This window comes from Myroides phaeus (assembly GCF_900099675.1).
GTDB classification, from domain to species: Bacteria; Bacteroidota; Bacteroidia; order Flavobacteriales; family Flavobacteriaceae; genus Flavobacterium; species Flavobacterium phaeum.
In genome coordinates this window covers 101,392-115,270 of sequence record NZ_FNDQ01000005.1, presented here as the reverse complement: position 1 = coordinate 115,270, position 13,879 = coordinate 101,392, and the positions used below count along the sequence as shown (strand labels likewise).

Sequence of the window (13,879 nt, the reverse complement as noted above, 5' to 3'; positions counted from 1 at the left end):
TACACCTTAACGTACGATGACCCCTACTTTTTTGAGCAAAAAAAAGAGGCATTTAAAAAAACGCCTCTCTAAAATTCACTTATTTTTCTAAAATCTGTGTAGCGTGATCCTTTGTTTTAACCTTAGTAATTACATCGGTTAGAACACCATTTTCATCAATAACAAAAGTACTGCGGTGAATACCATCATAGGTACGCCCCATAAATTTCTTAGGTCCCCAAACCCCAAAAGCATTTAGCACCTCTTTATTTTCATCGGCAAGCAATGGAAAAGGCAAGCTATTCTTATCGATAAACTTCTGTTGTCTCTCAGCAGAATCTGCACTTACACCTAATAACTCGTATCCTTTTTCTTTTAGTATCTCGTAATTATCTCTCAAGTTACAAGCCTCAGCTGTACAACCCGGTGTACTTGCTTTTGGATAAAAGAAAACAATTAGTTTTTTTCCTTTATAATCTCCTAACTGATGTATTTTTCCTGTTTGATCAACTCCTTTAAAATCTGGTGCTTTATCTCCTATTTGTAATGTAGTCATTTCTTGATATTTTAGATTTTAAGTAAATGTAACTTTTTTTGTTGCAAAATAAAAAATTATCTCTCCCCCCACAGGCTTATAATCACCCAAGCAGTAAGGATATTTACTTCCTATAAACTCCAATTACAAAGCTATTACTCTAAATTTTAACGCTTATATCCCTCTTTTTTTGTATATTGTGATATTCTGTTGTTTTCAGAAGAGAAGTCAAATAATTTATTAATTTAAAACCGTTAAGCAATTATGGGAAAAGGTGATCTAAAAACAAAAAGAGGTAAAATCGTTAACAAATCTAATGGCGTAAGACGACCAAAAAAAGCGAATAAACCCTCAACAGAAAGCACTAAGTAAAATGAAAAAGGAGATACTTCAGAAGTATCTCCTTTTTTAGTCTTATACAAAAAGTAATGCTTATTCGTCTAATAATTTGACAACCAATTTATAGCTTAACTCATCTAACGTTGCTAATGCGTCCTCAGACGAACTATTAGATAAAATTATCAACCCTTTTTTAGCTATTGGATCAAAAGCTACATAATTTGAATATCCACCGTCTATACCCCTACTAAAATATAAAGGATTTGGCGAATTAAAAGGCGATCCTATCTTCCATCCTAAACCGATCCAATAATTGGGTGAAACAATTAGGGTTGGCTTCTGCGTTAATTGTAAAACTTTATCTTCTTTGTTAAACTGTGCTTGTACAAACTTTGTCATATCTTGCAAAGTAGTTACACCACCACTCGATGGTAATAACGCTTCAACCTTTGGCGGATACATCTCTTTGTTATCTATTCGAATTCCCTTGACCAAATTCTTCTTCTTTTTAGGAATTTCCATAGATGAATTATGCATTCCATATTTTCTAAATACAACATCATTTATCATAGTAATAAACGGTTTGTTGTATATCCTGCTCAATGTATTACCTAATACAGCATATCCAAGAAAGGAAAAGCTTTGTCTCTTAGTATTATCAACAGAATCCAAAACAAATTGATTTTTCAAATATTCTTCTAACTGTTTATTTGAATAGTTACCTAAATAATCGTCTTCACTTTGCAAAGCCTCATCAGTTACAGGTGGTAACATAGGTACAAAAGCAGAATGATTTGCTAATTTTATTAAACTCACCTGTGTATCCTTATACAACGGAAAATCATAGTACTGATTTATCATCGAGGTAATATCAACGCCCTTATTAACAGAAGCATTTGCCAAAGCAACCGAGGTAAATATTGTACTTAAATTTGCCAAAGAAAACTGCTTAGTTGCATTGTCTTCTTTTGCAATCTTTTCTCCATTTTTCTTAAATCCGTAATAAGTAACATCTTTACCATCTATCATTGCAACCGCAAATTGTCCTTTATTAGGCAAATTACTTGTTTCTTCCTCCAAAATTTGTTCAACAGACATTGCTTTAAAAGCATTATCTACTCTTTCATCTGGCATATTTAGGATACGAAACCCCACAACCTCTCCTTCTTCATTCATTGCAAGGTTAAGCAAGGCTACTTCATTATTCTCAAACTCCGTTTTATAAAGTGCTAACTGATTATTATCTAACCCGTAAAACTCCATATTCTTGATGTTTCCCAACTTCTCTTTCATCTCTACAAAGAACGACTTTGCCTGTGCGCGGGGCAATTCTTGCTGTAAAGAAGCTGAGAAGAAACTATAAATATCATCATAATCATTAGCGTTGTAATCCTTGACAAATACATCAATTAAAGGACGCTTTTCTTGTGTTTGTCCAAAACTGGCAACTGAAGTCAAAAGCAACACTAATAAGGAAACTCCTATTTTTTTCATTGTACTAATTTTTCTAAGGATAAATATATTGGTTATTCACAGAATAATACTACACTTTAACATGTTTAAGGGAAATTTTAAAAGTCTATCTCCCCGAACAGCTACAAAATTAAATACTCCTTAACTAAATGCAATACGGAAATAACAAATATTTTTACTTTACCTCTCCTCTGTTAATACAATTTATTTGTCTTCAAATCTTACTTTTATCACGTACTATAACTACGCTTAATTGACCTTTATCCGATACTCCTCTGACAATTGTCCGACAAAATGCCCCTCAGCCCAGTATTCTCGGAGAATTGTCCCTCTATTGTCAGAGAATTTACTTACGACACTAAAATAAAACATTGATAAAACCATTTAAAAACTACAATTAAGTAACTGACAAACAATTACTTATAATAAAAAACACTTGGTTTTATACAATTTAAAAACGATAGTAAATCTGTCAAAAGAAGCCCTTTTTAGCTAAAAAACAGCTCAATTTTTAGCTTTTTTGACTAAAAACCGATTTAAAAACCCCCTTTTTTACCTATTTTTTCACTTAAAACGAGCTAATTATATACGAGAATACTTATAAAGGATCTTCTTATGTGAGAAAAAAACACCCCTTTCTTTGCTGCTTTCCCTGCTTTCTTGTTCAATAATGAAACTTACTTATTTGATTATATAGGCATCAATAACATTTATAGCAATGCCTTAACAAAACCTTCTTTTTTAAGTATATTCGCAGGTATAAAAAGAAAATGACAATGACGAAAAGTGAAAAAGTTCAGTTTGTTCTTGATACATTAGACGCAATTTACCCTGAAATACCAGTACCATTAGACCATAAAGACCCATATACTCTACTTATAGCAGTGTTGCTTTCTGCACAATGTACAGATGAACGTGTAAATAAAATTACACCTATTCTATTTGCTAAAGCTGATAATCCGTATGATATGGTAAAGATGACAGTTGAAGAAATTCAAGAAATCATCAGACCTTGTGGATTATCGCCAATGAAATCAAAAGGGATTTACGGACTTTCTCAAATCCTGATTGAAAAGTATAACGGAGAAGTTCCTGCTGATTTGGAAGCACTAAAAGAAATGCCTGCTGTTGGTCATAAAACAGCCAGTGTTGTAATTTCTCAAGCTTTCGGAATACCTGCATTTCCTGTTGATACACATATACACCGCTTGATGTATCGTTGGAATTTTACAAATGGTAAGAGTGTTGAGCAAACCGAAAAAGATGCTAAAAGGTTGTTTCCTAAAGACAGATGGAATAAACTACACTTACAATTAGTGTGGTATGGACGACAGTATTCTCCAGCAAGAGGATGGAATTTAGAAATAGATATTATAACGAGTGTAATCGGTAGAAAATCTGTTATCAACGAGTACTATAAGAAAAAAGCACGTAAATAATTTACGTGCTTTTTTATTTTTAGTTTTCTTTTAATTTAAGCGATTTCTTATTCATCAAACCATTTAATTCTAACTTAGATAGTCTTTTTGAATAGTTTAAAAGAAATTCAATTGTTTCTTTTTTTGGTAAAGAAAATTCAAGGTGTTTTGCATTGTAGTTGTTCTTCATATATGGGCTGTTTTGTTATTTTGTACCATTATAACGAACAAGTTTCAATATTATTACATATCTGTCAATACAATTTGATTATCATCTATCAACTTTCTCAAATTCAACAAAGCGTAACGCATTCTTCCTAATGCAGTATTAATACTTACGTCAGTAATCTCTGCTATTTCTTTAAAACTTAAATCTTGATACATACGCATCATAACAACTTGACGCTGATCGTCTGGAAGCTCTTTGATTAACGTACGCAAGTCTTCTTCTATTTGCTCTTTAATCATAAACCCTTCCATTGTTTGAGAATCATCTTTTAAAAATGAAAATAAAGGTAATTCTTCTGAATCATACTGAATATTCAAACGTTTTTCTTTTCGGTAATGATCCATTACCAAATTATGAGCAATGCGAATTACCCAAGGTAAAAACTTACCCTCTTCGTTATATCGTCCTGATTTAAGTGTGTTTATAACTTTAATAAAAGTCTCTTGGAATATATCATTCGTAAGATCTGAGTCTGGAAGTTTAGAAAAAATAAACCCATAAATCTTCGATTGATGTCTTTTTATCAAAACTTCAAGCGCTTCTTCGCCACCAGCTATATAGTATTTAACTAACATAGCATCAGGCATATCTACATATACCATAACAAAATTCTTTTAATAGAAATAATTATATTAATAAAGTATTTTTGTTGTATAGGCCTTTTTATTTTTGATAGTTTTGTGGGACAAATATACACAAAATATTGTGTTAAAATAATTTTATGCTTTTTTTATTATTCTGATAATCAAAAGCTGATCTTTATAATATTTCACAATTCAATTCTGCTTCTATCACATATATACCTTAAAGTTAGTAGAACTACTCCCTCCTACCTTCTTATTTGCGAATTGTATTAAAAACAAAGTAGTCTAAGTTTTAAAGAAACAAAGAAAGCACTACCTTTGTTTTTCAACCTTTGTAGGCAAAATGAAAAAAACAGATTTCTCTAAAATAGATCCCAAAAAGAATATTATTATTAAAGGTGCTCAGTTGCACAATCTTAAAAATATAGACGTTGTTATTCCTCGAAACAATTTTGTTGTTGTTACCGGTTTGTCTGGTTCTGGAAAATCAAGTTTAGCTTTTGATACCCTTTATGCTGAAGGGCAAAGAAGGTATGTGGAAAGTTTGTCTGCTTATGCACGTCAATTCCTTGGTAGAATTGATAAACCAAAAGTTGAATACATCAAGGGTATTGCGCCTGCTATTGCTATTGAGCAAAAGGTAAATACAACAAATGCTCGATCTACAGTAGGTACGTCAACTGAAATCTATGACTATATCAAACTTCTTTATGCTCGTATTGGAAAAACTTTCTCTCCAATTTCTGGAAAGGAAGTTAAAAAAGATACTGTGAGTGATGTTTTGGATTATATAAAAGAATTAGAACTTAAATCTAAATGGTTACTACTTGCTCCTATACAATTGGATGAGGATAGAGAATTGCATATTCTCTTACATATTTTGTTACAACAGGGATATGCAAGAATTCTTTACAAAAATGAAACAACACGTTTAGATTCTTTCTTAGACGAGAATACGCCAGAGGATATTGCAAAAATGAACGTCAAGGATATTATGCTTATCGTTGACCGAATTGTTGTAAATGACACAGAGGAATTTTTTAATCGTCTGGGAGATTCTATTGAGAATGCTTTCTTTGAGGGTAAAGGTTATTGTTATTTACAAGATCTTTCTGATAATTCAAGAGTAGAGTTTAGTAATAACTTTACATTAGATGGTATTACCTTTTTAGAACCAAATGTGCATTTATTTAGCTTCAACAATCCTTATGGAGCCTGCCCTTCTTGTGATGGTTATGGTAATATTATAGGTATTGATGAGGAATTAGTAATTCCTAATACAGGACTTTCTGTTTATGAAAATGCTGTTTTTCCTTGGAGAGGTGAATCAATGAGCTGGTATAGAGACCAGTTAGTCAATAATGCTTATAAATTTGACTTCCCTATTCACAAACCTATCTTTGAACTTACAGAAGAACAAAAAACACTACTTTGGGAGGGTAATAAGTTCTTTACTGGTTTAAATGGCTTCTTTGAGGAACTGGAGGAAAAGAATTATAAAATACAAAATAGGGTTTTACTTTCTCGTTATAGAGGTAAAACTAAATGTCCTACTTGTAAAGGTAAAAGACTTAGAAAAGAGGCAAACTACGTTTTAGTAGGCGGTAAAACGGTATCTGAATTGGTTGATTTGCCAATTAAACATATTAAAACATTTTTTAATCAATTAGAACTGAATAAATACGACGCTAAGGTTGCTAATCGACTATTGATTGAAATCAATAATCGCTTGGAGTTCTTAACGAATGTTGGTTTAGACTACCTCACACTAAATCGTAATTCCTCTACCTTGTCGGGTGGGGAATCTCAGCGTATTAACTTGGCTACTTCTCTTGGTAGTAGTTTAGTGGGCTCTATGTATATCTTAGACGAACCGAGTATTGGTTTACATCCTAAGGATACAGAAAAACTTATTGATGTGCTTAATAACTTAAAGGCTCTTGGTAATACAGTGATTGTAGTAGAGCACGATGAGGATATTATGAAATCGGCTGACCAAATTATTGATATTGGTCCGGAAGCGGGTACGTATGGTGGAGAACTTGTAGCTCAGGGTACTTATGAGGATATTTTAAAGTCAGATTCTTTGACAGGTCAATACCTAAGTGGTAAAATGAAAATTGAAGTGCCAAAGTCAAGACGTGAGTATAAGAATTACATCGAGATTGTTGGTGCGAGAGAAAATAACTTGAAAAATATAGATGTTATTTTTCCGCTTGATTGTTTGACTGTAATCACAGGGGTTTCTGGTTCAGGAAAGAGTACACTGGTTAAAAAGATACTACATCCTGCCTTACAGAAAAAGCTGACTGGACTTAGTGATAAGCCAGGCCAATTTACAGAAATGCGTGGTGAGTTTGCCAATATCAAAGCGGTGGAATATGTAGATCAAAACCCAATAGGTAGAAGTTCGCGATCTAATCCTGTTACGTATATCAAAGCCTATGATGAAATTAGAGATTTATATTCTAAACAACAGTTGTCTAAATTGCGCAATTACCAACCAAAACACTTCTCTTTTAACGTAGATGGTGGAAGATGTGAAACTTGTAAAGGGGAAGGTACTGTAACGGTAGAAATGCAGTTTATGGCTGATGTTCACTTAGAATGTGAAACTTGTCATGGTAAACGATTTAAAAAGGAAATTCTTGAAGTAAATTTTGAAGGGAAGAATATTGATGACATCTTAACAATGACAATTGATGATGCTTTACAATTCTTTGAAACGCATAATCAAACAAAAATAGCACAACGATTAAGACCTTTACACGAGGTTGGTTTGGGGTATGTGCAATTAGGACAGTCATCTTCAACACTTTCTGGTGGTGAGGCTCAACGTATTAAGTTGGCGTCTTTCTTATTGGCAGGTACAACAAGAGATAAGGTATTATTTGTTTTTGATGAACCTACTACGGGTCTTCATTTTCACGATATTCAGAAATTGCTTAAATCATTTGAGGCATTGATTGCTAAAGGGCATTCTATTATTGTAATTGAACATAATTTAGACCTTATTAAATGTGCTGATTACATCATTGATATTGGTCCTGAAGGAGGTGAAAATGGTGGTGAACTTGTTGCTTTTGGAACTCCTGAGGAGATTTGTAAAAACAAAAAATCTATTACAGGTAAATACTTGAAAGATAAATTATAACAAAAAAGGGTAACGCGATGCGTTACCCTTTTTTGTTTATATTTCCGTAATCTTAAAACTTCTTAATTACACTTGCTAATTTCTCTGTTAAGCGCTTGCGACTGTAATATTGTAATCCCATTCCGTGTACATTTAATTGCTTGCTTTTATACAATTCAAAGTACTCAGACAAGATGTCCATTATCTTATCCTTTTCGCTATATAAAGCTACTTTTCCAGTATTGGTCTGTTGAATTATCTCAAAGAAATCAGATTCCTCTGGTCCTATCCCCAATATTGGTCGTTCAGAGGCCATATACTCAAATAACTTTCCTGGAATAATTGCTTTAGTATCATCTGAATCAATTTCAACTAATAATAATACTTGAGAGGCACGCATTTGCTTTAAAGAATCTATATGATCTATATAGCCCATATTTAGCGTACATCCCTCTAATTTAAACTCCTTGATTGTATCTAAGATTTCTTGGCTGACCTTTCCGATTAATTTTAATTGAAACTGCGCTTTGAACTCTTTATTTTCTTTTCTCAATTCGCTAATTGCCTTCCATAAAACACGTGGGTTTCTGTTAGCAAGAAATGAACCAATATGAGCTAAAGTAAACTTATCATCTAAACTGACTTTTCCTACATTGGTAATATCATATCCATTGGTAATTACTGTTATAGGAGTACTCGTCTTCTCTTCAAATTCGCATTTAGTAGTCTTACTTGTTACAATAATCTCATCTGCATTATTCAATACCTGCTTTTCTAAATTTAAATGAGCTTGCTTAGACTTTTCTGTCAATTTCAGTTCTTTGTGGTAACCAATGGTTGTCCAAGGATCTCTAAAATCAGCAATCCAATTTACTCCTAACTTCTCTTTCAACACCATACCAATCAAGTGCATACTATGAGGAGGCCCGGTTGTAATGATTGTCTTCACATCCGGATTATCCTTCAAATATTTTGTAAGATAGACTACAGAGGGTTTTACCCACTTCACACGTGCATCTGGAATAAAGCAATTACCTCTGACCCATAATAACAACTTGTCTATAAAAGTCTGCTTCTTTTGATTTGGAATCATACCAGCACTAAGAGAACTCGTCTTGTTTGACGAGAAAACTTTAGCAAACTTATAGGGTTCACTAATCTTATTTCTAAGTATTGTAAGATTAGGGTTAACTTCTTTAATAAGGTTATTATCCACTAAGGGATAGGTAGCATTATCAGGTATATATAAAATAGGCTCAATAGCAAAGTCTGGAAGGTATTTCACAAACTTTAACCAACGCTGTACGCCTGGTCCTCCTGCTGGTGGCCAATAATAACTAATGATTAAAACTTTCTTTTTCTCTGTCATAACACAGTTTTACGCTCTTTTTTCTTTTTCCATTCTTACTACATAAAGAACTCCCCCAACAATAACTAACAGGATTAAGAATGATGAAATTAATGAAATCATTCCTCCTTTCTTAATAACTTCTGGTTCAAATGTAAACTCTATAGTGTGTTTCCCTTTTGGTAACACTACTGCTCTTAATACATAATCAGCTGCAAAAATTGGCGTTTCTGTTACCCCATCAATCTTTGCAATCCATCCTTTTGGATAATATATTTCTGAGAATACAGCTACTGCATCTTCCTCACTTGTATAGTCATATACCACTTTATTTGGGGCATAACTACGCAATGAAATAGTAGCCGAATCAACTGTATAATTATCTTCTAAGCTAATATTTGAAAATTGTGTTGTATTTACTACAGCTTCTGTTTTAGTTTTTAATTGGTCAAACGCTTTCATTTCATCATCAGCAGTACTTACTTTTTTGATTCTTGAAACAAACCAAGCATTGCCATTCGCATTTTCGTTTAGCATTGGAATATCTTGTCCTTGCTCATCTTTTTGAATTACATAGCGAACATTCATCATATTCAGAACTTCCATATTGTTCTTTCCGTTCAATTGGTACTCTGCTAATTCTTGCATTCTACGTGGCTTAGCAGCGTGGTATCCTCCTAACGAATTATGGAAAAATGATGAACGCGCACTGTTAAATCCACCTGCTACTTCATAAACTCTAAAGTGGCTCGGGTCATTTAAAATAACTTTATCTGCTTGAGTTGCTTGGAATGGATTAGTCATTTGTGTGGCTAATACAAAATTAGAATCATTTACATATCTTCTGTCAACTAATACCAAGTCTCCCACCATCAAAACACCAATAATAATCACTGATATTTTTGCTGATATTTTCTCCTTTGCTGTAAAGAATAAAGTAACAGCCGTAAACAATACTAAGATAAATGCTCTAATCAAGTCTGCTGTATAAAGAGATTTTCTATCATCTATCAACGCTTTGATATAACCAGGTCCGATTTCTCCGTAAGCACTTCTGTAGTAATCATCGTTTAAACCAATAAAGCTTAATGTTCCTTTGATGACAAACAAGAAAGCGAAAAGTAAAACAGTAATAATAGCAGACTTCTTAAGTACAGCCATCTGCTCTTCTTTCTCAATTTTACTATATGCGTATAATCCCATTATTGCTAAAGCAGGGATACACAATTCTAAGATTACTTGTATTGATGATACAGCTCTAAACTTGTTGTATAAAGGCACATAATCAATGAAAAAGTCGGTTAATAAAGGAAAGTTCTTACCCCAAGAAAGTAATAATGACAGAACTGCCCCAATAAGAAAGGCATACTTTACGTTTCGCTTTTCAGCAAACATTCCAACCACAAATAAGAAGAAAACAACAATTCCTATATAAGCTGGTGCTGCTACAATTGGTTGGTCTCCCCAATACGTTGGCGAGTGTTCAGCCATTTCTGCAGCTTGTTGATGTGATGCTCCTAACGAGCCAAAATAATTATAAACATTCGATTTGCTATCAAGTTTCTCATTATTAGCTCCCCCCGTTAAACGAGGAACAAGTAAGTTAAAACTTTCAAATAAACCATAACTATATTCAGTGATATACTCATAACTCATTGCATTTGAAGAAGTCTTTGGCGAACCATCTGCTTGAAAAGACAATTCACTATTACTACGAGTACTAAACTTCGTATATTCAGACGTTGCCATTAAATTAGTTGCATTTGCTCCTATACTTAAAATACCGGCTACAATAAAAATACCTATGGCAGTTCCTAATTCCTTAAACTCCTTATTTTTAATATAAATAACTGTGTAATAAATGCCTATCACCAACAATAGTAATAGTAGATAATACGTCATCTGAAAATGGTTAGCACTAATTTCTAATGCCGCGGCAACTAAAGTAAGTATACCTCCCTTGATATAATGCTTTCTAAAGACTAATAAGACACCAGCCACAACCATTGGCATATAAGCAATAGCGTGTGCTTTCGCATTGTGTCCAACGCCTAATATAATAATCAAATAGGTTGAAAAACCAAAGGCTAAGGCTCCGATAAAAGACCTTAAAGGTTTCATTCCTAACGAAATTAATAAAATGTAAAAACCAATGAAGTAAACAAATAAATAATCTGCTGGTCGCGGTAAAAAGCGAATAGCACTATCCAATGCCTTCACGTAGTTATGCGGATACTTTGCCCCCAATTGATAGGTTGGCATTCCTCCAAAAGCACTATTAGTCCAATATGGTTCATCTCCTGATTGTAAACGATAGTCTATTTGTTCTTTAGCCATACCGGTGTATTGTACGATATCAGACTGGTGGATAACCTTTCCTGATAAGACAGGAGAAAAATATAACAAGGCTACTATAGCAAAACCTATAACAACTAAAAAATGGGGTAAAAATTTCTTTAACGTATTCATCCTTTGCGTGGCATTTACTTTTTTATTGAATACGCTAAAGTAAGTAAATTTAATCACGCACTAAAGAGAACATTACAGAAATATAAGAGCATAAAAAAAGACCCACACTGGGGTCTTCTTATTATTTTGTATCTATTTCTTCAAACTCAATATATTCACCAACAACCTTTGTTGATCGAGGAACCTGATTGTCTGACGAATTGTTTGGTTTCGCTTGTTGACTTTGATTCTCTCTATACTGGTTATATTGTTGTTGTTGTCTTTCTTGAAAGTTCTGCCCTGCCTTTTTTGCTACCTTCATTAATAGCAAAGGAAATAAATAACGCATAGCAAACTTGAACGCATAATAGACTAATACTATAATCAGTAAAGTCTTTATAAATCCTCCAAATGATGCTGTATCCATAATCTCACTGTTTTTTTCAAAAATAACAAAACTTCGTTCTCATAAAGAATAATAAATCTTAAATAATTGATAAAATCAATTTCGTTACAAGAGTCATATTCTCAATTCCGCAAGGTATCCTACTAATTCTCAACAGAAGTAGTATTCCATTTAGAATATCCTTCTTTTAATTCATATACTTTTTCAAAACCTTGTTCTAATAGCATATTTCTCGCTTTGGCACTTCTCTTACCTGATTTACAGAAAATATATAACGGTTGCGACTTATCTAATTTATTAGCTTCTTCTAAAAAATTATCTTGTAATACATCAATATTTTTAGCGTACTCAATTGTTCCTTCATTAAACTCTTTCTCAGTTCTTACATCTAATAACTGAACCTTATTCGTCTCAATTACTTCTTTAAACGTTTCATTAGACATTAAATGATCTTGTTTTTCCTGTGCACAAGCTACAGTAGAAATTCCCATACATAGTACTAAAAAGAATTTCATTACATTTTTTGTTCTCATAATTTGTTTGATTTGATAGGCTAAAATGACAATTATCATATTATGCACTATTTTTAAACTCTACTTTTGTTTTCAAATATATAATAAATATGTCACTTTCTCTTATTCAAAAATACAATGTACCTGGTCCAAGATATACCAGTTACCCTACTGTACCTTATTGGGAACAAGAAACATTTACCAGAGAAAGTTGGCTTGAATCGTGTAAAAGATCCTTCATAGAGTCTAATGATAGTGAGGGTATAAGTATATATATCCATTTGCCTTTTTGTGAAAGTCTTTGTACTTTTTGTGGTTGCCATAAAAGAATCACAAAAAGACACGAAGTAGAAAATCCTTATATACAAGCTGTACTAAAAGAATGGCAATTGTATTGTACTCTTTTTGGTGCTAAACCAAAGATTAAGGAAATTCACTTAGGTGGTGGTACTCCTACCTTCTTCTCTCCAGAGAATCTAACAATGTTGATAGAAGGAATAACAAATAATGCCATCATTGCTAATAACCACGAATTTAGTTTTGAGGGACACCCTAATAACACAACGAAAGAACACTTAGCTACGTTGTACAACTTAGGTTTTAGACGTGTTAGCTTTGGCGTACAAGATTATAACCCAGAAGTTCAAAAAGCGATACATAGAGAACAGAGTTTTCACAATGTTGCTAAAGTTACTCTTTGGGCTAAAGAACTTGGTTACACTTCTATATCGCACGATATTATTTATGGTTTGCCTTTTCAAAATTTATCACACGTTATAGATACAATCGAAAAAACAAAGTCGTTATCTCCTGATAGACTTGCTTTTTATAGCTATGCACACGTGCCGTGGATTAAAGGTAATGGCCAAAGAGGTTTTAATGATGAAGACGTACCAAAAGACAACGAAAAACGTGAACTTTACGAAAAAGGCAAAGAGCTTTTGTTAAAGAATGACTACGTAGAAATTGGAATGGATCACTTTGCTTTGAAATCTGATTCATTGTACAAAGCTCTAAATTCGCATAGTATACATAGAAACTTTATGGGCTATACTTCGTCTAAAACACAAGTAATGATTGGTTTAGGAGTTTCTTCTATAAGTGATAGTTGGTATTCTTTTGCACAAAATGAAAAAGATATTGATACTTATTATAACTTATTAGAAGAAAATATAATACCTGTTACTAAAGGTCATATTTTGACGGAAGAAGATTTGATAATCCGAAAACATATCTTAAATTTAATGTGTTCTTTATCTACTGATTTAGATAAGGATATTGATAAAATTAACTTCACTCCTATCTTGCAAGAATTAAAGGAGTTTGAAGAAGATCAGCTTATCAGTATTACAGGAAGTAAAATTAAGATATCTAAAAAAGGAAGAGCTTTTGTAAGAAATATTTGTATGGCTTTCGATTTACGCCTTCAGAGAAATAAACCACAAAGACAGCTTTTCTCAATGACTATTTAAACA

The 13,879-nt window shown here is 32.8% G+C and carries 12 protein-coding genes; 4 read left to right on the top strand and 8 right to left on the bottom strand.

The window, feature by feature from the left end:
* Positions 1 to 79 precede the first annotated feature (79 nt).
* Positions 80 to 535, bottom strand: a complete 456-nt coding sequence (gene bcp, locus BLT46_RS04165) for a thioredoxin-dependent thiol peroxidase (protein WP_090406658.1) — start codon at positions 533 to 535, stop codon at positions 80 to 82.
* A 243-nt stretch (positions 536 to 778) separates the two neighbouring features.
* Between bcp and BLT46_RS04160 the strand changes: the two genes are divergently transcribed.
* The gene (locus tag BLT46_RS04160) at positions 779 to 886 is read left to right on the top strand and encodes a 30S ribosomal protein THX (protein ID WP_090406655.1); all 108 of its coding nucleotides are present in this window, start codon (positions 779 to 781) and stop codon (positions 884 to 886) included.
* 60 nt (positions 887 to 946) lie between these two features.
* Here the strand turns inward: BLT46_RS04160 and BLT46_RS04155 are convergent, their stop codons facing one another.
* The gene (locus tag BLT46_RS04155) at positions 947 to 2,347 is read right to left on the bottom strand and encodes a serine hydrolase domain-containing protein (RefSeq protein ID WP_090406651.1); all 1,401 of its coding nucleotides are present in this window, start codon (positions 2,345 to 2,347) and stop codon (positions 947 to 949) included.
* 755 nt (positions 2,348 to 3,102) lie between these two features.
* Here BLT46_RS04155 and BLT46_RS04150 point away from each other — a divergent pair.
* A complete protein-coding gene (locus BLT46_RS04150; protein WP_090406752.1) occupies positions 3,103 to 3,765 on the top strand; it encodes an endonuclease III domain-containing protein in 663 nt (220 codons plus the stop codon).
* Between the two features lie 19 nt (positions 3,766 to 3,784).
* Here BLT46_RS04150 and BLT46_RS13150 read toward each other — a convergent pair whose 3' ends face one another.
* Together BLT46_RS13150 and BLT46_RS04145 are read right to left on the bottom strand one after the other, a co-directional pair.
* Positions 3,785 to 3,934, bottom strand: a complete 150-nt coding sequence (locus tag BLT46_RS13150; RefSeq protein WP_176770720.1) for a hypothetical protein — start codon at positions 3,932 to 3,934, stop codon at positions 3,785 to 3,787.
* Positions 3,935 to 3,987: 53 nt separating this feature from the next.
* The gene (locus tag BLT46_RS04145; protein ID WP_090406648.1) at positions 3,988 to 4,575 is read right to left on the bottom strand and encodes an RNA polymerase sigma factor; all 588 of its coding nucleotides are present in this window, start codon (positions 4,573 to 4,575) and stop codon (positions 3,988 to 3,990) included.
* A gap of 325 nt (positions 4,576 to 4,900) precedes the next feature.
* Between BLT46_RS04145 and uvrA the strand changes: the two genes are divergently transcribed.
* Complete coding sequence (gene uvrA / locus BLT46_RS04140) at positions 4,901 to 7,711, top strand: excinuclease ABC subunit UvrA (protein ID WP_090406644.1); 2,811 nt, start codon at positions 4,901 to 4,903, stop codon at positions 7,709 to 7,711.
* Between the two features lie 52 nt (positions 7,712 to 7,763).
* Here uvrA and BLT46_RS04135 read toward each other — a convergent pair whose 3' ends face one another.
* The 4 genes from BLT46_RS04135 to BLT46_RS04120 all read right to left on the bottom strand — a co-directional run bounded on the left by BLT46_RS04135 (position 7,764) and on the right by BLT46_RS04120 (position 12,425).
* Positions 7,764 to 9,059, bottom strand: coding sequence for a glycosyltransferase family 4 protein (locus BLT46_RS04135; RefSeq protein WP_090406641.1), 1,296 nt, complete (start codon positions 9,057 to 9,059; stop codon positions 7,764 to 7,766).
* Positions 9,060 to 9,068: 9 nt separating this feature from the next.
* A complete protein-coding gene (locus BLT46_RS04130) occupies positions 9,069 to 11,507 on the bottom strand; it encodes a YfhO family protein (RefSeq protein ID WP_090406638.1) in 2,439 nt (812 codons plus the stop codon).
* 121 nt (positions 11,508 to 11,628) lie between these two features.
* Positions 11,629 to 11,913 carry a DUF4834 family protein gene (locus BLT46_RS04125; RefSeq protein WP_090406635.1) on the bottom strand — a complete coding sequence of 95 codons (285 nt, stop codon included), beginning with the start codon at positions 11,911 to 11,913 and terminating at the stop codon, positions 11,629 to 11,631.
* A gap of 122 nt (positions 11,914 to 12,035) precedes the next feature.
* Complete coding sequence (locus BLT46_RS04120) at positions 12,036 to 12,425, bottom strand: rhodanese-like domain-containing protein (RefSeq protein ID WP_090406749.1); 390 nt, start codon at positions 12,423 to 12,425, stop codon at positions 12,036 to 12,038.
* A gap of 89 nt (positions 12,426 to 12,514) precedes the next feature.
* Here BLT46_RS04120 and hemN point away from each other — a divergent pair, with 89 nt between their 5' ends.
* Positions 12,515 to 13,876, top strand: coding sequence for an oxygen-independent coproporphyrinogen III oxidase (gene hemN, locus BLT46_RS04115; protein WP_090406632.1), 1,362 nt, complete (start codon positions 12,515 to 12,517; stop codon positions 13,874 to 13,876).
* The last annotated feature ends 3 nt before the right edge of the window (positions 13,877 to 13,879 follow it).